This is a genomic window from Paraburkholderia sp. GAS32 (assembly GCF_050434225.1).
Classification (GTDB): Bacteria; Pseudomonadota; Gammaproteobacteria; order Burkholderiales; family Burkholderiaceae; genus Paraburkholderia; species Paraburkholderia madseniana.
In genome coordinates this window covers 81728-99151 of record NZ_JBNPVS010000023.1, presented here as the reverse complement: position 1 = coordinate 99151, position 17424 = coordinate 81728, and the positions used below count along the sequence as shown (strand labels likewise).

At 62.2% G+C, this 17424-nt stretch carries 16 protein-coding genes and 1 pseudogene; 9 read left to right on the top strand and 8 right to left on the bottom strand.

The annotated features are described in order from the left end of the window. Positions 1–8: 8 nt before the first annotated feature. Positions 9–965: a tRNA (adenosine(37)-N6)-dimethylallyltransferase MiaA gene (gene miaA / locus P3T25_RS26250; protein WP_429359471.1), complete on the top strand. Its 957-nt coding sequence runs from the start codon at positions 9–11 to the stop codon at positions 963–965. 72 nt (positions 966–1037) lie between these two features. Here the strand turns inward: miaA and purM are convergent, their stop codons facing one another. Beyond that, complete coding sequence (gene purM, locus P3T25_RS26245; protein WP_429359469.1) at positions 1038–2093, bottom strand: phosphoribosylformylglycinamidine cyclo-ligase; 1056 nt, start codon at positions 2091–2093, stop codon at positions 1038–1040. 159 nt (positions 2094–2252) lie between these two features. On the opposite strand from purM, the gene P3T25_RS26240 reads away from it, so the two are divergent. The 7 genes from P3T25_RS26240 (at position 2253) to panB (ending at position 8591) form a co-directional block, all read left to right on the top strand. After that, positions 2253–3329 carry an AI-2E family transporter gene (locus P3T25_RS26240; RefSeq protein WP_154565849.1) on the top strand — a complete coding sequence of 359 codons (1077 nt, stop codon included), beginning with the start codon at positions 2253–2255 and terminating at the stop codon, positions 3327–3329. A gap of 104 nt (positions 3330–3433) precedes the next feature. Continuing rightward, on the top strand, positions 3434–4207 hold the full coding sequence (gene hda, locus P3T25_RS26235) for a DnaA regulatory inactivator Hda (protein WP_168435938.1): 774 nt from the start codon (positions 3434–3436) through the stop codon (positions 4205–4207). After that, on the top strand, positions 4200–4886 hold the full coding sequence (locus P3T25_RS26230; RefSeq protein WP_154565848.1) for an HAD family hydrolase: 687 nt from the start codon (positions 4200–4202) through the stop codon (positions 4884–4886). Before hda ends, P3T25_RS26230 begins: the two co-directional genes overlap by 8 nt. Then, a complete protein-coding gene (gene pcnB, locus P3T25_RS26225) occupies positions 4883–6466 on the top strand; it encodes a polynucleotide adenylyltransferase PcnB (protein ID WP_429359466.1) in 1584 nt (527 codons plus the stop codon). Before P3T25_RS26230 ends, pcnB begins: the two co-directional genes overlap by 4 nt. Positions 6467–6514: 48 nt before the next feature. Continuing rightward, positions 6515–7063, top strand: a complete 549-nt coding sequence (gene folK / locus P3T25_RS26220) for a 2-amino-4-hydroxy-6-hydroxymethyldihydropteridine diphosphokinase (RefSeq protein WP_154565846.1) — start codon at positions 6515–6517, stop codon at positions 7061–7063. Further along, positions 7060–7740 carry a deoxynucleoside kinase gene (locus tag P3T25_RS26215; protein WP_429359463.1) on the top strand — a complete coding sequence of 227 codons (681 nt, stop codon included), beginning with the start codon at positions 7060–7062 and terminating at the stop codon, positions 7738–7740. Before folK ends, P3T25_RS26215 begins: the two co-directional genes overlap by 4 nt. Before the next feature lie 35 nt (positions 7741–7775). Further along, positions 7776–8591: a 3-methyl-2-oxobutanoate hydroxymethyltransferase gene (panB, locus tag P3T25_RS26210; RefSeq protein ID WP_266238385.1), complete on the top strand. Its 816-nt coding sequence runs from the start codon at positions 7776–7778 to the stop codon at positions 8589–8591. Between the two features lie 380 nt (positions 8592–8971). On the opposite strand, the gene pabB is transcribed toward panB, so the two are convergent. The 5 genes and pseudogenes from pabB to grpE all read right to left on the bottom strand — a co-directional run bounded on the left by pabB (position 8972) and on the right by grpE (position 15268). Next, positions 8972–10852, bottom strand: coding sequence for an aminodeoxychorismate synthase component I (gene pabB / locus P3T25_RS26205; RefSeq protein ID WP_429359461.1), 1881 nt, complete (start codon positions 10850–10852; stop codon positions 8972–8974). Between the two features lie 24 nt (positions 10853–10876). Further along, positions 10877–12019: a molecular chaperone DnaJ gene (gene dnaJ, locus P3T25_RS26200; protein ID WP_171926328.1), complete on the bottom strand. Its 1143-nt coding sequence runs from the start codon at positions 12017–12019 to the stop codon at positions 10877–10879. A gap of 268 nt (positions 12020–12287) precedes the next feature. After that, positions 12288–14243: a molecular chaperone DnaK gene (gene dnaK / locus P3T25_RS26195; protein ID WP_171926327.1), complete on the bottom strand. Its 1956-nt coding sequence runs from the start codon at positions 14241–14243 to the stop codon at positions 12288–12290. A 143-nt stretch (positions 14244–14386) separates the two neighbouring features. Beyond that, positions 14387–14567 (bottom strand): annotated as a pseudogene (locus P3T25_RS26190) (hypothetical protein); the annotation flags it as partial. A gap of 116 nt (positions 14568–14683) precedes the next feature. Beyond that, complete coding sequence (grpE, locus tag P3T25_RS26185; protein WP_171926326.1) at positions 14684–15268, bottom strand: nucleotide exchange factor GrpE; 585 nt, start codon at positions 15266–15268, stop codon at positions 14684–14686. 379 nt (positions 15269–15647) lie between these two features. Here grpE and P3T25_RS26180 point away from each other — a divergent pair, with 379 nt between their 5' ends. Continuing rightward, complete coding sequence (locus P3T25_RS26180; RefSeq protein ID WP_012431795.1) at positions 15648–15809, top strand: hypothetical protein; 162 nt, start codon at positions 15648–15650, stop codon at positions 15807–15809. Here the strand turns inward: P3T25_RS26180 and P3T25_RS26175 are convergent. Both P3T25_RS26175 and hemH read right to left on the bottom strand, forming a co-directional pair. Further along, entirely contained in the window at positions 15781–16188 is a 408-nt protein-coding gene (locus P3T25_RS26175) for an RNA-binding S4 domain-containing protein (protein ID WP_175052135.1), read from the bottom strand. The genes P3T25_RS26180 and P3T25_RS26175 overlap by 29 nt on opposite strands. 8 nt (positions 16189–16196) lie before the next feature. Next, the gene (gene hemH / locus P3T25_RS26170) at positions 16197–17267 is read right to left on the bottom strand and encodes a ferrochelatase (protein WP_154565839.1); all 1071 of its coding nucleotides are present in this window, start codon (positions 17265–17267) and stop codon (positions 16197–16199) included. Positions 17268–17424: the final 157 nt, after the last annotated feature.

Genomic DNA, 17424 nt, shown 5'->3' with positions numbered 1-17424 from the left:
TCTTGCCTATGACCTCACGCACTTCGAGCACTCCCACGCCGATCCCTTGCCTGCTCGGCCCGACCGCGTCCGGCAAAACCGCTGCTGCGCTGGCGCTGGCCGCACGGCGGCCAGTGGAAATCATCAGTGTCGATTCGGCGCTGGTCTATCGCGAGATGGATATCGGCACCGCCAAGCCGACGGCGGAAGAACGCGCGGTGGCGCCGCATCATCTGATCGACATCGTCGATCCGACGGACGCATATTCGGCGGCGGAATTTCGCAGCGACGCGTTGCGCCTGATCGGCGAGATCAGCGCGCGCGGGCGACTGCCCTTGCTGGTCGGCGGGACAATGTTGTACTACAAGGCGCTCACTCAAGGGCTAAACGACCTGCCCGCCGCGGATGCCGACGTTCGCGCGACGCTCGATGCCGATGCCGCACGCCACGGCTGGCCGGCAATGCATGCGCGGCTTGCCGCTGTCGATCCCGTTACGGCCGCGCGTCTGGCGCCGAACGATTCGCAGCGAATTCAGCGGGCGCTCGAAGTTTTCATGCTGACGGGGCAAGCGATGTCCGCTCTGCTAGCCGCGCCCGCTCGAACGGACGACGCCGCTTTGGCGTGGCGCTTTGTGCCCATTGCGCTCGAGCCTTCCGATCGAAGCTGGCTGCATGCGCGCATCGAAAAGCGCTTCGACGCCATGCTGGCCGACGGCTTTATCGACGAAGTGGTGAAATTGCGCGAGCGCGGAGATCTATTGCCCGAGATGCCGTCCATGCGCTGCGTGGGATATCGGCAGGCCTGGGAATATCTCGACGGGGCGGTCGATTACTCGACCATGCGGGATAAGGGGGTGTTTGCTACCCGGCAATTGTGCAAACGGCAGCTCACATGGCTGCGCAGCATGACCGAGCGGGTTGTTGTTGATTGCTGCGACCCCAACGCTACCGGGCAGGTCGTGAGCTTGATTGAAGCGCTAATTTGAGGTTTTACCCGCGCGGCGCGTTCTTTCTGTACGCCGCGCAGGCAAACCAGCCTTGGGTCAAGCTGGGGCTGGTTAGACGACTACCGTCTGAGCTTCACCGGCCGCGCTCTCGCGAATCACGCCGATCTTCCAGACCTGCTCGCCAGCCGCCGACAAAGACGCGATCGCCGCATCGGCATCAGCAGCGGCAACCACAACCGCCATGCCGATCCCGCAGTTGAACACGCGGTGCATTTCCGCATCCGCCACGCCGCCGTGCTCCTGCAGCCACGAGAACAGCGGCGGCATCGTCCAGCTACGGTGATCCAGCTCAGCCGTCAGACCTTCACGCAAAACGCGCGGAATGTTCTCGACCAAACCACCGCCAGTGATGTGCGCCATACCCTTCACAGCGATCTGCTGCATCAAGGCCAGCAAAGGCTTCACATAAATATGCGTAGGCGCCATCAGCGCATCGGCCAGCGAGCGGCCATCGAAATCCGCATTCAGATCCGGCTGCGCGCGCTCGATGATCTTGCGCACCAGCGAAAAACCATTCGAATGGATGCCGCTGGAAGCCAGGCCCAGCACCACGTCGCCCGGGGCGATCGTGCTGCCGTCGATAATCTTGCTCTTTTCCACCGCGCCGACCGCAAAACCGGCCAGATCGTATTCACCGTCCGGATACATGCCCGGCATTTCAGCCGTCTCGCCGCCGATCAGCGCGCAGCCGGACAGTTCGCAGCCATGCGCGATACCCTTCACGACCGTTGCCGCCGTAGCGACGTCCAGCTTGCCGCAAGCGAAATAATCGAGGAAGAACAGCGGTTCGGCGCCCTGCACCAGGATGTCGTTCACGCTCATCGCCACCAGATCCTGGCCGACGGTGTCATGTTTGTTCAGTTGGAACGCGAGGCGCAGCTTAGTGCCGACACCGTCGGTGCCCGAAACCAGCACCGGTTCCTTGTATTTCTTCGGCACTTCAAACAGCGCGCCAAACCCGCCGATGCCACCCAGTACGCCGTCGCGCATCGTCTTTTTGGCAAAGGGCTTGATCGCGTCGACAAGGGCGTCGCCCGCGTCGATGTCCACGCCGGCGTCGCGATACGACAAACCTTGGGCGTCAGAGGCGGATTTCGGTTGATTCATGGGGAAGAGCAAGAAGGTCGGTAAAATGCGATTTTACCCGATGCCGACCAGAGTTGGCGCTTCAGCGCTTACTCTGGTCCCATACAGAGTTGCCGGCCGGCTGGCTGGAATTTGAATCATCCTGAATCCTCCGGTCACGACGACACCAGGGAAATAACTTTGCAACAGAACTCCTCGATCCTGACGCCTGTGCAGCGCCGCGCCTTTATCTGGCTGGCGATCGCGCTGGGCGTCGGCATTCTGCTCTGGCTCCTGAGCCCGGTCCTCACGCCGTTCCTGCTGGGCGCCATTCTCGCGTACATTCTGCAACCGGGCGTCGCGTGGATGGTGCGCCGGCGCGTGCCGCGCGGACTCGCCGCCTTGCTGATGATGCTGCTGTTCTCGTTGCTGATGACGCTGCTCGTACTGCTGGTGCTGGCCGTCATCCAGAAAGAAGGGCCGCAGTTGAAGCAGCAGGTGCCCGTGCTGTTCGCTCACGTGAGCGCCTGGCTGCAACCGAAGCTTGCGCTGCTGGGCCTCGCCGACTCGCTCGATTTCGCCAGCATCCGCGATCTCGTGATGGGCCAGCTCGAAGGCAGCGCGCAGCAGGTCGCGCTGTATGTATGGACCTCCGTTCGCACCAGCGGCAACGTGATGATGACAGTGGTCGGCAACCTCGTGATGGTGCCGCTCGTGCTGTTTTATCTGCTGTACGACTGGAATCGCATGCTCGCTCGCATGCAGATCACGGTGCCGCGCCGCTGGCTCGACAAGACGCTGCAACTCGCGCGCGACATGGACCAGATGCTGTCGCAATACCTGCGCGGCCAATTGCTCGTGATGGGCGTGCTCGCGGTCTATTATGCGATTGCGCTGACCATCGCTCGCTTCGAGATCGCGCTGCCGGTGGGTATTTTCACGGGCCTCGCTGTGTTCATCCCGTACATCGGTTTTGCAACCGGTCTCGCGCTGGCGCTGCTCGCGGCACTGCTACAGTTCGGCGACTGGTACGGCTTCGGCGCGGTCGCGCTGATTTACGGCGTCGGCCAGATCGTGGAGAGCTTTTATCTCACGCCGCGCCTCGTCGGCGAACGGATCGGCCTGCACCCGCTCGCGGTAATCTTCGCGTTGCTCGCGTTCGGTCAACTGTTCGGCTTTTTCGGCGTGTTGCTGGCATTGCCGGTCAGCGCCATTCTGTCGGTAGCCATGCGCGAGTTGCGTCAAAGCTATCTGACGAGCACGCTTTACAACAACTGAGTCACTGACTGCTCATTGACTGCTCATTGACTGTTCATGGACGTTTTAGGGCCCGCGATCCGGGCCATTTGCGGCCTAAGCCTCATTTTCGGCATTAACTTACTGTGCTTCGTCAACTGACGCTCGATCTCGGCACCCCGCCGCCATCGACATTCGACAATTTCTTCGCCGGCGCCAACGCCGAGCTGGTCACGCGGCTGCGCGAGCTCGACAACGCGCTCGCGGCCGGGCCAGTGGCCGATCGCACCTTCTATGTCTGGGGCGAAGCCGGCAGCGGCCGCACGCATCTGCTGCAGGCGCTGGTCCACGAAGCGCCGCCGGGTCATGCACGTTTTGCCGGTCCGCAGAGCAGCCTCGCCGCTTTCACGTTCGACCCGCGCGTCGCGCTGTATGCGGTCGACGATTGCGACGGTCTGTCCGCGGCGCAGCAGATTGCCGTGTTCAACCTGTTCAACGAGGTGCGCGCGCATCCCACCAGCGCGCTCGTCGCCGCGGGCAATGCGCCACCGATCGGAATGACGGTGCGCGAAGATCTGCGCACCCGTCTCGGCTGGGGCCTGGTGTTTCATCTCGCGCCGCTGCCGGACGAAGGCAAGGCCGCCGTGCTGAAACACGCGGCGCGCGAGCGCGGCATCATGCTCGCCGACGACGTCCCCGCCTACCTGCTCACGCATTTTCGGCGCGATATGCCGAGCCTGATGGCCTTGCTCGACGCGCTCGACCGCTTCTCGCTCGAACAGAAACGCGCGGTTACGCTGCCGCTCCTGCGCACCATGCTGGCCTCGCCCGACGCCGACGATCGGCGAGCCGCGCCCCCTTCATCGGCCTCATCCGCGTCCCCCGCCGCCGCTTCAAGTAAAATAGGCCCCCATGGCTAACCTCGCACTCTTCGACCTCGACCACACCCTCATTCCCACTGACAGCGACCACGAATGGGGCCGCTTCATGGTGAAACAAGGCATGGTCGACGCCGAAAACTTCGCTCGTGAAAACGACCGCTTTTTCGCCGACTACAAGGCCGGCAAGCTCGACATTCACGCTTATCTGATCGCCATGCTCACGCCGCTCGCGAAATACACGCGCGCGCAGCTTGCCGAGCTTCACGCGCAGTACATGCATGAAGTGATCAAGCCGGCGATCTTTCCGGTCGCGCTGGAGCTGGTCAGGGAGCATCGTGAAGCCGGTGATCTCTGCTGCGTGGTCACCGCGACCAACGAATTCATCACCCGTCCGATCGCGCAAGCGTTCGGCGTCGACGCGCTGATTGCCTGCGAAGCGGAAACCGTCGACGGCCAGCCGCATTCGCCGTACACCGGCCGCCCCACCGGCACGCCGAGCTACAAGGAAGGCAAGATCGTCCGTACCGAGGCGTGGCTCGCATCCCTCGGCAAAACCTGGAGCGACTTCGAGCACAGCTATTTCTATAGCGACTCGCACAACGACATCCCGCTGCTCGAAAAGGTCACCGATCCGATCGCGACCAATCCCGACGACACATTGCGCGCCCATGCGCAGGCCAAAGGCTGGCGCATCCTCGAACTCTTTCAACCCTCGTGATCAAAAAACTTATCCGCAAGCTATTCGGCCAGGACCCGGCGCCCGCTGACGACACCCCGCCCGCCGAAGCCGAAGCAGACGAAGCCGGCGAGGCGCCGGCACGCAACGCGTCCAGCGCCACCAAAGCGCGCCGCAAACCGGCGCGCCCTGCCGCCAAAACCGTGCGGGACCCCGACGTGCCGGTCATCATTCCGCACGACGTGCATGGCATCGATCAGTCGCTGATCTCGAGGAACGCGATTCGCGTCACCGAGGGTCTGCAGGAAGCGGGGCATCGCGCGTTTATCGTCGGCGGTGCGGTGCGCGATCTGCTGCTCGGCATCAAGCCGAAAGACTTCGACGTCGCGACCGACGCCACGCCCGAACAGGTGCAGAAGCTGTTCCGCCGCGCGCGCATCATCGGCCGTCGGTTCCAGATCGTGCACGTGCAGTTCGGCCAGGAAATCATCGAAACCTCGACGTTCCGCGCACTGGTCGATCCTCCCGCAGCCGACGCGGCGCCGCCGCGCCGCCTGAAGCGCGACGAACTCGACCGCCGCACGCATGCGGTAGACGCCAGCGGCCGCGTGCTGCGCGACAACGTCTGGGGCGAGCAGCACGAAGACGCCACGCGCCGCGATTTCACGATCAACGCGATGTACTACGATCCGGCCACGCAAACCGTGCTGGACTATCACAACGGCATGGCCGACATGCGCGCGCATCTGTTACGCATGATCGGCGACCCGGCCACGCGTTATCGCGAGGATCCGGTGCGCATGCTGCGCGTGGTGCGTTTTGCCGCCAAGCTCGAGTTCGAGATCGAAGACACGACCCGCGCGCCGATCGCCAAAATGGCCGATCTGATCAACAACGTGCCGGCCGCGCGTCTGTTCGACGAGATGCTCAAGCTGATGCTGTCGGGCCACGCGCTTGCCTGTTTGAAACGTCTGCGCCAGGAAGGCCTGCATCACGGTCTGCTGCCGCTGCTCGACGTGGTGCTGGAACAGCCGATCGGCGAGAAATTCATTACGCTCGCGCTGACCAATACGGACGCCCGCGTGCGTGCCGGCAAGCCCGTTTCGCCGGGTTTCCTGTTTGCCACGCTGCTGTGGCACGACGTGCAGACACGCTGGCAACAATTTGAAGCGAACGGCGAATATCCGGTGCCGGCGCTGCATCGCGCGATGGACGAAGTCCTCGACATGCAAACCGAGAAACTCGCGATCCACAAGCGCTTTTCGTCGGATATGCGCGAGATCTGGGGGCTGCAACTGCGCCTCGAGAAACGCTCTGGAAGAAGCGCGCTGAAGCTGCTGGAACACCAAAGATTTAGAGCGGGGTATGATTTCCTCCTGTTGCGCTGCGAATCGGGCGAACTCGATGAGTCGGTCGGTGCGTGGTGGACGGAGTTCATCGAAGGAGACGTCGCTGCGCGGGAGACTTTGCTCACGCAAGGCGGGAAGGACCGAAGCCCCAGAAAACGACGGCGGCGCAGCAGTGGCGCGAGGAGCCGCAAACCGGGCGACGGAATGGAGGGCGGCACGCAAGCCGAACGCACAGCCAACGACGCGGGCCATGACGGCCCGCACGAAGACTGACACAGCGTTGGCAGTTGCCGTCGAACGATAGTTGCAGGAAGTTATGCCATGACGGTTGCCTATCTCGGCCTCGGCGCGAATCTCGGGGACGCGCGCCAGACCCTGAAAGACGCGGTGGTGTGCCTGGCACAACAGCACACCATCTCCGTGCTCGCCAAGTCGAGCCTGTATCGCACTGCCCCGATCGACGCGGGCGGTGACGACTATTTCAACTGTGTCGTGAAGGTCGAAACGACGCTCCCCGTGCGGCATCTGCTAGCGCTATGCCACAAAATCGAGCATCAGTTCGGTCGTGAACGGCCGTTTCGCAACGCCCCGCGCACGCTCGATCTGGACATCCTGCTGTACGGCGATCAATCGATCGACGAAGCCGATCTGATCGTGCCGCATCCGCGTTTGATCGAACGCGCCTTTGCACTCGTGCCGCTCGTCGAGATCGACCCAACGCTGATCATCCCGCAACACGGCCGTGCGGAGGCGCTGCTTGGTGGCGTGCACGATCAACGCATCGAAAAGGTGAAGGGGCCGTGCCAGTGTCCGATGCTCAATGCATTGACCGCCGACGCCCCTGCCAGGGACAAGGGTCGTTGCGAATGAATTCGCCGCCACTCACCGTCACCGCGCCGCAACTGCGGCCGCCCTTCGGCTATCTCGCGATCGAAGGGCCAATCGGCGTCGGCAAGACCTCACTGGCACGGCGGCTCGCCCAGCGTTGGTCGATGCAGGAACTGTTCGAGCGGCCGCAGGACAATCCCTTTCTCGAACGCTTTTATCGCGACACCACGCGTTATGCGCTGCCCACGCAATTGCACTTCGCCTTGCAGCGCGCGCAGCAGGCCCAGAACGTGGCAGCCGCGCATGTGGCGGGCACACCGCTGATTGCCGATTTCATGACGCAGAAGAACGACATCTTCGCGCGTCTGACACTGCAGGAAGACGAGTGGCAGCTTTATCGCGCCCTCGCCGCGCGAATCGGCGTGAGCGCACCTGCGCCGGATTTCGTGGTCTACCTGCAAGCCAGTCCCGAAGTGCTGTTCGCGCGTATCCAGAAACGCGCGGTGCCAATGGAACTGCAGATTTCCGATGCGTATCTGCACGCGCTCTGCGACGCCTACAACGAGTTTTTCTATCACTACGACAGCGCACCCGTGCTGACGGTCAACGCTGAACATCTGAATCCGCTCGACTCGGACGCGGACCTTGCGCTACTCGCCGAACGCATCGAAACCATGCGCGGCCGCAAGGAATTCTTTGTCAAAGGCACGTCGCTTTAAGCGACGCGCCGCTCTTCTTTCCAACGGATTTCCCCATGACCTATTTGCAGGAAGCGAGCCGGAACGCCATCACCGTCCCGAAACTGCAGGCGATGCGCGACGCTGGCGAAAAGATCGCCATGCTGACCTGTTACGACGCGAGCTTCGCCGCGCTGCTGGATCGCTCGGGCGTCGACGTGCTGTTGATCGGCGACTCGCTCGGCAATGTGCTGCAAGGCCAGGCAACCACGCTGCCAGTCACGCTTACCGACATCGCGTATCACACGGCGAGCGTCGCGCGAGCGCGGCCCTCGGCGCTGGTGGTCGCCGACCTGCCGTTCGGCACGTACGGCACGCCGGAAGACGCCTTCAGAAGCTCCGTGGAACTCATGCGTGCCGGCGCGCAAATGGTGAAACTCGAAGGCGGTGAGTGGCTCGCGGACACGGTGCGCTTTCTGGTCGAACGGTCGATTCCGGTGTGCGCGCACGTCGGCCTGACGCCGCAATCGGTGCATGCGTTCGGTGGTTTCAAGGTGCAGGGCAAGACCGATGCCGGCGCGAGCCAGGTGCTGCGCGACGCGCTCGCCGTGCAGAATGCAGGCGCCCAACTGATCGTGATAGAAGCGATTCCCACGCTGCTCGGCAGTGAAGTCACGAAGCAATTGCGGATTCCGACTATCGGCATCGGCGCGGGTCTGGATTGCTCGGGTCAGGTGCTGGTGCTACACGACATGCTGGGAATTTTCCCAGGCAAGCGGCCGCGCTTTGTGAAAGATTTCATGCAGGGGCAGCCGAACATTCAGGCTGCCGTGGAAGCGTATGTGCGTGCTGTGAAGGACGGCTCGTTCCCGGGGCCGGAGCATACGTTCTAATTACGCGGTCTGTTAGCGGATTACATCAATCGGGCGTAATTGCGCCCGATTGATGTGTTGTCCCGTTTGGTCCTGTTTTGTCCTATTTGGGACCCGTCCGATATCGCCTGAAAACCTGATCGTCTATCTTCGTCTACCTTGTTAACGCGGCGCTGCCGCAAGCCGAAGAGAGATGACCATGAGCCCCTTTTGCCTGATCGATGTAGCGGAAATCCGCAATCACGCCACCGCACCGCATGACTTGCGGGAATCCACTTGGCACGCCCGCTTGTCCGGATGGATGGCCCGCTTGCTGCACGCTCGCCACAGTTGAGCCGCTGTGGCGGCATGCGTCACCCAAAGCCGGTAGCACGGCTACCTCAAGCCTCGCCCCTCCCACCTTAGCCCAGCACTCGCGCCTTTACCGCGCCTCGCAGTGCGTTGCACACCAGAAGTGCTTCGGCATTCTGCACATCGACTCGAGTTAGCACGCGTTCAGCAGCGCGAAGGCCGGTATCCTCCAGCAACACACCTCGCATGATCCCGGGCAGCACGCCCGACTCTAATGGCGGCGTCCACCACCGTCCCGCCAGCTTCACAAACACGTTCGACCGGCCGCCTTCGGTCAACTCGCCGCGCTCGTTGAAGAACAGCGTGTCGAATGCGCCTTTCGCTTCGGCTTCGCGCCAACCGCGATCGTATTCGGCGCGGCGCGTGGTTTTGTGGCGCAACAGCGGATCGTTGGCGTCCGTCGTGGGGAAATCGTGATCCGGCCCAAGCAGCACGCCGACCGTCGAGTCGGCCAGCGGCGTCAGCACTGCCGCCGTTATTTGTGCCGCGCCGTTTTTGCTCAACGCGAGGCGCACACGGTGCGGGATTTGCGTTGGCAACGCCGCACATCTTTCTGCAATTTGCGCGCGAATTTCGTTTTCATCGTCGAGTTTGAAACCCAGCGTCGCGGCGCTCGCGGAGAGTCGTGCGAGATGACGCGACAGATTCCGCACGCCCTCTTCCCGCATCGCATACATCGTTTCGAAGAGCTCGAAACCCGGCTCGGCGCCGGTCAGAAAGCTGGCCTTCAATTGGCACTCCGCATATTCGTCGGCGGCGAGGCTGTCGAGCACGATGCCTGCGCCGACCCCCATCTTGCCTTGCAGTTCGCCTGGTTGTGCGGTCGGGGTTAAGGTCAACGTGCGGATCGCGACAGATAGGCAGAAGTTGCCGCAGGCGTCTTCGCTTGTGGTGGCATCGAGCCAACCGATCGCGCCTGTGTAAAGACCCCGCGGCGTGCTTTCCAATTCCTCGATCAACTGCATCGTGCGATGCTTCGGCGCACCGGTGATCGAGCCGCATGGAAACAGCGCACGCATGATCGTGGCGAAAGACGTGCCGGCGCGCAACGTCGCATGCACCGTCGACGTCATCTGCCAGACCGACGCATACGGCTCGACCGAAAACAGCGCCGGCACACTGACCGAGCCTGTCTGCGCCACGCGCGACAGGTCGTTGCGCAACAGGTCGACGATCATCACGTTTTCGGCGCGATTCTTCGGGTCATTCGCGAGGAAATCGGCGGCGCCGCGATCCGCGTCAGGATCTTCCGACCGCGGCGCCGTGCCTTTCATCGGACGGGCGCGCAGCAGCGCCCCTTCCTTCTCGATGAACAGCTCCGGCGAGCACGACAGCACCCACTCGTCGCCCGGCAACGCGATCAACGCGCCGTATGGAACCGGCTGACGCACTCGCAGCCGCCGATAAAGCGCGGTCGGCGAGCCGAATACATCGAAACCAAGCCGATACGTGTAGTTGACCTGATAAGAATCGCCCGCGCGCAGGGCGGCATGGATCGCATCGATCGCTTCGTTGAATTGCTTTGGATCGACGCTCGCGCGCACGTTTGCGGTACCCGCTACCGACGCCTCTGCCGTCCCGCCGTCGCGCGCCATGAGCCACGCGTCGACCTCGTCGCGCGACAGCTTCTCGCAACGTTCGAACAATAAAAAACGCAGCGTAGCATCGCCACGCTGCGTTTCTTTCAATGCCTGGTGAGAAAGGCAGCCGTCCAGAAGATGCCGGCCAAACTCATAGTCGGCGAGCACGACGGCATGCAAACCACGCCGCGTATCCGCGGCCACGGTCTCGCACACGACTTCGAGTTGCGCGGCGTCCGCGCAAACCCGCTCATGCACAAAACCCATGTACAGACGACTCGAACGGCGCGCCGCCGTCGCGTCGCAATCGTCGAGCAACGCGAATACTGCATCGCGCTCATCTGCCGTCATGCTTACCGCCACATCAAACCGCTATTAATCGAAGAAGCTCTTTACCCGATCGAACCAGCTCTTGCTCTGCGGGCTATGCCGTGCGCCGCCTTCCACGAGTGCCTTCTCGAATTGCTGAAGCAACTCGCGCTGCGGCTCCGTGAGCTTGACCGGCGTTTCGACTTGCACGTGCACGTAAAGATCGCCGGCAATGCTCGAGCGCAGACCCTTGATCCCCTTGCCACGCAAACGGAACGTCTTGCCCGACTGCGTGCCTTCCGGCACCGTGAAGCTCGCGCGGCCCGCGAGGGTCGGCACTTCGATTTCGCCGCCGAGCGCCGCCGTGGTAAACGGAATCGGCATCTGGCAATGCAGGTCGTCGCCGTCGCGCTCGAATACCGAGTGCTGCTTGATGTGAATCTCGACGTACAGATCGCCCGATGGACCGCCGTTGATACCCGGCTCACCGTTGCCGGCCGAGCGGATGCGCATGCCGTCGTCGATACCTGCCGGGATCTTCACTTCCAGCGTCTTGGTTTCCTTCACCTTGCCCGCGCCGTGGCAATGGCCGCACGGCTCAGGGATATAAGTGCCCGTGCCATGGCACTTCGGGCAGGTCTGCTGGATGCTGAAAAAGCCCTGCGACATCCGCACCGAACCCGAGCCGCTACAGGTCGGACAGGTTTCCGGCTTGGTGCCGGGCTTCGCGCCCGAGCCGTGACAGATTTCGCACGACACCCAGCTCGGCACGCGAATCTGCGTGTCGTAGCCGTGCGCGGCCTGTTCCAGCGTGATTTCCATGCTGTAGCGCAGATCGGCGCCGCGATACACCTGCGGGCCTGCGCGGCCGCCACCGCCGCGTGCGGCGCCGCCGGCCGCCTGGCCGAAGATGTCGCCGAAAATATCGCCGAATGCATCGGCAAAACCGCCGAAGCCTTGCGCACCGGCTCCGCCCATGTTCGGGTCGACGCCCGCGTGGCCGTACTGATCGTACGCGGCACGCTTTTGCGAGTCCGACAGCATTTCATAGGCTTCCTTCCCCTCTTTGAAATGCTCTTCCGCATCCTTGTTGCCGGGATTGCGGTCGGGGTGGTGCTTCATCGCAAGCTTGCGATAAGCCTTCTTGATTTCGTCGTCGCTCGCGTTCTTTGCGACGCCCAGAACCTCGTAGTAATCCCGTTTCGCCATATCGGTTCAACGCCACTCGCGCAATGCGACGCGGTGGCTCCTCTTGAATGCTGGAGTCTTGCGACTCGTGCGGCCGCTGTTTCCCGCCGCTTTCACGCGACTCAAAACAACGCCCTCCATAAAACAAATGTGCCCGGAGAGCCCAAAAAGGCTCACCAGGCGCGATAACCGCTTTGCAGGTTCATGCACCCGGACGGGAGCAAACCGTTTTGCAGCCAGGCCGCACACATCGCTGTGTGCGGCTTTACGGTCAGATTGCGACCCGGCTTTAGTCTTTCTTCACTTCCTTGAACTCGGCGTCGACCACGTCGTCCTGCTGCTGATGGCTCGCGCCACCCGCCGATGCGCCTGCACCTGCCGCGCCCGCTGCCGCAGCTTCGGCACCTTGTGCAGCCTGCATGTCGGCGTACATCTTCTCGCCCATCTTCTGCGAGGCCGTAGCCACCACTTCGATCTTGGCTTCGATCGCGGCCTTGTCGCTCGAACCGCTCTTCAGCGTTTCTTCGAGGTCCTTCAGCGCGGTTTCGATCGCTTCCTTCTCCGTGGCGTCCAGCTTGTCGCCGTATTCGGTGAGCGCCTTCTTCGTGCTGTGGACCAGCGCGTCGCCCTGGTTGCGGGCATCGGCCAGCTCACGCAGCTTGTGATCTTCTTCCGCGTTCGCTTCGGCGTCCTTCACCATCTTCTCGATTTCGGCTTCGGACAGACCCGAGTTCGCCTTGATCGTGATGCGGTTTTCCTTGCCGGTCGCCTTGTCTTTCGCGCCGACGTGCAGAATGCCGTTCGCGTCGATGTCGAAGCTCACTTCGATCTGCGGCGTGCCGCGCGGTGCCGGCGGAATGCCTTCAAGGTTGAACTCGCCCAGCAGCTTGTTGCCCGCTGCCATTTCGCGTTCGCCCTGGAACACCTTGATCGTCACGGCGCCCTGATTGTCGTCAGCCGTCGAGTAGACCTGTGCGTGCTTGGTCGGGATCGTGGTGTTCTTGTTGATCATCTTCGTCATCACGCCGCCGAGCGTTTCGATGCCGAGCGACAACGGGGTCACGTCGAGCAGCAGAACGTCCGTGCGGTCGCCCGACAGAACCTGGCCTTGAATCGCGGCGCCAACGGCCACGGCTTCGTCCGGGTTCACGTCACGGCGCGGTTCCTTGCCGAAGAACTCCTTGACCTTGTCCTGCACCTTGGGCATACGCGTCATGCCGCCGACCAGAATCACGTCGTCGATCTCGCCAACCTTCACGCCTGCGTCCTTGATCGCCGTGCGGCACGGTTCGATGGTGCGTTCGATCAGTTCTTCAACCAGTGCTTCGAGCTTGGCGCGCGTAATTTTCAGGTTCAAGTGCTTCGGACCCGACGCGTCGGCCGTGATGTACGGCAGGTTGATTTCGGTCTGCTGGCTCGACGACAGTTCGATCTTCGCCTTTTCCGCCGATTCCTTCAGGCGTTGCAGCGCGAGCACGTCTTTCGACAGGTCGACGCCCTGTTCCTTCTTGAACTCGCCGATGATGTAATCGATGATGCGTTGGTCGAAGTCTTCACCGCCGAGGAACGTGTCGCCGTTCGTGGACAGCACTTCGAACTGCATTTCGCCGTCAACGTCAGCGATTTCGATGATCGATACGTCGAACGTACCGCCGCCAAGGTCATACACCGCGATCTTGCGGTCGCCCTTTTCGGCCTTGTCCAGACCGAATGCCAGAGCGGCTGCGGTCGGTTCGTTGATGATCCGCTTCACCTCCAGACCGGCGATGCGGCCTGCGTCTTTGGTAGCCTGACGCTGGCTGTCGTTGAAGTACGCGGGAACCGTAATCACGGCTTCGGTGACCGGCTCGCCGAGGTAATCTTCAGCGGTCTTCTTCATCTTGCGCAGCGTTTCCGCGGAGATTTGCGGCGGTGCGAGCTTCTGGTCGCGCACTTCGATCCATGCGTCGCCGTTATCGGCTTTCATGATCTTGTACGGCATCAGAGCGATGTCTTTCTGCACTTCCTTTTCTTCGAAGCGGCGGCCAATCAGGCGCTTGACCGCGTACAGCGTGTTCTTCGGGTTCGTGACCGACTGACGCTTCGCAGGCGCGCCGACGAGAATCTCGCCGTCTTCCATGTAAGCGATGATCGACGGCGTGGTGCGCGCGCCTTCCGAGTTCTCGATCACCTTGACCGAATTGCCTTCCATGATCGCCACGCACGAGTTGGTCGTGCCGAGGTCGATACCGATGATTTTGCCCATTTTTACTAATCTCCTGACTTTGATCGCTGCGGGAATCGCCGTTTTTGCCCATCTGGCGGTACGGCGATCCGCTCTGAATTCCTACCTGCACTCAACATAAGTGCGTCCGCATCGTTTTCAAGACCTCTTTTACGATGCGGTCTTTAATTTTTTTCAATCGGTCGAACTTTTGCCGCTTTTTTCACCATTTGCGTACTGCCGACCACATTGCCCGCACAGATCTTGTCCCGCGCGACCGCGACCGCCGCCTCGAACTGCCCCAGGCCGTGCCAGCTGGCTGCCTCGGTAAAAGAAGAACCATGTGGGCACGCCGTGAAGCATGAACGCAGTGGCGTCAACGGGAATGTTGGCCATCACGGTGCCTGTCGGGCGGACCGGCTGATAACCAGGTCCCTGATGCGGCGTCCGAGGCAGCTCGTGCGGCGGCCTCAGATGCTTGCTTACTTCGGCGCCGCGACAGTCACTAGGGCCGGACGCAGCACGCGGTCGGCGATCACGAAGCCCTTTTGCAGCACAGCAACGACGGTGTTCGGTTCCTGATCGGCCGGCACCATCGAAATAGCCTGATGACGGTGCGGGTCGAACTTCTCGCCAACCGGGTTCAGGGCAACGACGCGGCCCTTCTCCAGCGCGCCGGAGAGCTGGCGCAGCGTAAGTTCGACGCCTTCGCGGACCTTTTGCAGGTCGTCGGACGAGTGTGCAACAGCCGCTTCGAGGCTGTCGACCACCGGCAGCAAATGCTCAGCGAAGCTTTCGATCGCGAACTTGTGGGCCTTGGCGACATCTTCCTGGGCGCGGCGGCGCACGTTCTCAGTCTCCGCCTTCGCCCGCAGGAAGCTTTCCTGCAGCTCGGCGAGCTTCGCCTCTGCTTCGGCCAATGCGGCTTCCGCGCCGGTTGCCGGCGCTTCAGGCGCAGCATTTGCAGCCGCGTCCTGCTGGGGTGCTGCAGCCTCGGCGGCCTGGCGCGCGGTTTCGTCGGCGGGCGTGGGATTCTGGCTCGTCGGGTTCTCTTGCGTGTTTTCCATGTCGCTGACAGTCGTTAAAAGGTTAAAGCTAGTGGTGGCGGCAACGCGTCAAAAGCTGTCGCAATTTGTGCGTTGCAAAATTGCGACAGACAACTTGGTGCGTGAGCGCGTATCGAAACGGCAGATGGGGCCGGAAAGACCCAATTCAAGCGCATCTCCCGGAACTTTTCACACCGCGGACCTGCGGCAGAAATGCCCGGTTACAACCATTATTGCGTCGCAATCAGATTGAGATTGAGTGCGCCCAACAAGTGGCCTATGCTCCATTAAAGCGTCGGAAAAGACACGTTAACCCTAATCTAACGTAAGCCTTACCGATAATTTTCAATTACCACCTGATTCGCCTGTTTCCGTCTCGAATCTTCCCAAGGGGAGTACCGTGAAACTGACCTTTGCAATATCGGTGGTCGCATTGGTACTGATCGCGGGCACCACGACCATCTGCATGTCCGGGGCCGTCAACGATCACACCACCGAGTACGGCGGTGTGCACGCGACGATGGAACAACTGTTCAATCCCCACCTGAAAGTTTGTCGATAGTGCGCCGGTCGCGCTTGGTCGGCCTGCCGTGCAAAGCGGCGGCCGGTTCGCGGTATGTCTTGCGCCGCTCCTGCTCGACCTGCCGCTTCACCTTGCTCTCTTCGGTTTCCGCATAAAGCGTCTGCGCGACGCTGGCCGGGCCGCGCACGTCGCATACGCCCAGCACTTCCACCTGCCAGACAATCCGCTCGATTTCTATCTCGACCAGGTCGCCTACGCGCACATCCTTGGCCGGTTTGACACTCGCGCCGCCGATGCGCACGTGCGCTTTTTCGACGGCATCCGCCGCGAGCGAGCGGGTCTTGAAGAAGCGCGCCGCCCAAAGCCATTTGTCGATGCGCAGCTTCGCGCCCGGTTCGGTTGAGATCCTGTAATTCATGAGCCTGCTTAAGCCCCGGTCGTGTGCGGCACCGGCACCGCTTGAACGGGCCAGCCCTGCAGATTCTGCGCGACGATTTCGCCGAGCGCGGCGATCCACGGCTGCGAGGCGTTCAGGCAGGGAATTCGATGGAATTCCTTGCCGCCCGCCTGCAGGAACTCGTCGCGCACCTCCATGCCGATTTCTTCAATCGTTTCAAGGCAGTCGGCGGTAAAACCCGGACAGAACACGTCGGCACGCCGCACGCCCGCCGAGCCCAATTCCTTCAGCGTGGGGGCGGTGTACGGCTGCAGCCACTCAGCCTTGCCGAAGCGCGACTGAAACGTGACGCGGCATTCCACCTGCGTCAATCCCAGCGCCTGCGTCAACAACGCGCCGGTCTGCTGGCATTGCTCGTGGTACGGATCGCCGAGATCCATCGTGCGCTTTGGCACGCCGTGAAAACTCAGCACCAGCTTGTCGCCTGCCGCGAAATCCGGCCGGCCGTGCTGATGCCAATAGTGATGCACCTGAGCGGCGAGCGCGGCGATATAAGCCGGATGATCGGCGTACTGCCGCACCGTGCGGATTTCCGGCTGATTGCGCATGCGCTTGAGGGCCGAAAAGGCGTCGTCGAACGCCGTGGCCGTGGTCGACGACGAGTATTGCGGATACATGGGCATCAGCAGAACGCGCTCGGCGCCTGCCAGCTTGAGCTGGTTCAGCATGGCCGGAATGCCGGGCGTGCCATAGCGCATCGCGTAGTCGACCAGCACCGTGTAATCGTTCAATTGCAGCAGATGGCGCAAACCCTCCACCTGCTTCTCCGTGAAGACACGCAGCGGCGAGCCTTCCGGCATCCACACGGCCGCGTACTTCTTTGCTGACGCGGGGCTGCGGAACGGCAAAATCAACACGCGCAGGATCACCTGCCAGAGCAGCGCCGGAATTTCGACCACACGCGGATCGGACAGGAACTGCGCAAGATAGCGCCGGACCGCACGCGGTGTCGGCGCGTCGGGCGTGCCGAGATTGATCAGCAACACGGCGACACGGTGTGACGTGGCGTTCTGTGATGGCCGCTCGAGGTCGAAGCGCATAGGCAGCAGGGATAACCGCTTTGGGCGGAGAGTCGGTTCAGGTGGAATTCATTATAGCGGCGCGGTCCATTGCGAGGTCCGCCAGGGACCCCTGGCCATTCGGCCAATTGGCAAGCCGCGCGCTGTCGCGCATCATTTGCAGCATGAGGTGTGCGGC

What these genes read in the sequence shown, in the direction of transcription:
- miaA (WP_429359471.1), top strand. Translation starts at nt 9, where the DNA reads ATGACCTCACGCACTTCGAGCACTCCCACGCCGATCCCTTGCCTGCTC.
- purM (WP_429359469.1), bottom strand. Translation starts at nt 2,093, where the DNA reads ATGAATCAACCGAAATCCGCCTCTGACGCCCAAGGTTTGTCGTATCGC.
- P3T25_RS26230 (WP_154565848.1), top strand. Translation starts at nt 4,200, where the DNA reads ATGGCTAACCTCGCACTCTTCGACCTCGACCACACCCTCATTCCCACT.
- folK (WP_154565846.1), top strand. Translation starts at nt 6,515, where the DNA reads ATGACGGTTGCCTATCTCGGCCTCGGCGCGAATCTCGGGGACGCGCGC.
- P3T25_RS26215 (WP_429359463.1), top strand. Translation starts at nt 7,060, where the DNA reads ATGAATTCGCCGCCACTCACCGTCACCGCGCCGCAACTGCGGCCGCCC.
- panB (WP_266238385.1), top strand. Translation starts at nt 7,776, where the DNA reads ATGACCTATTTGCAGGAAGCGAGCCGGAACGCCATCACCGTCCCGAAA.
- pabB (WP_429359461.1), bottom strand. Translation starts at nt 10,852, where the DNA reads ATGACGGCAGATGAGCGCGATGCAGTATTCGCGTTGCTCGACGATTGC.
- dnaJ (WP_171926328.1), bottom strand. Translation starts at nt 12,019, where the DNA reads ATGGCGAAACGGGATTACTACGAGGTTCTGGGCGTCGCAAAGAACGCG.
- dnaK (WP_171926327.1), bottom strand. Translation starts at nt 14,243, where the DNA reads ATGGGCAAAATCATCGGTATCGACCTCGGCACGACCAACTCGTGCGTG.
- grpE (WP_171926326.1), bottom strand. Translation starts at nt 15,268, where the DNA reads ATGGAAAACACGCAAGAGAACCCGACGAGCCAGAATCCCACGCCCGCC.
- P3T25_RS26175 (WP_175052135.1), bottom strand. Translation starts at nt 16,188, where the DNA reads ATGAATTACAGGATCTCAACCGAACCGGGCGCGAAGCTGCGCATCGAC.
- hemH (WP_154565839.1), bottom strand. Translation starts at nt 17,267, where the DNA reads ATGCGCTTCGACCTCGAGCGGCCATCACAGAACGCCACGTCACACCGT.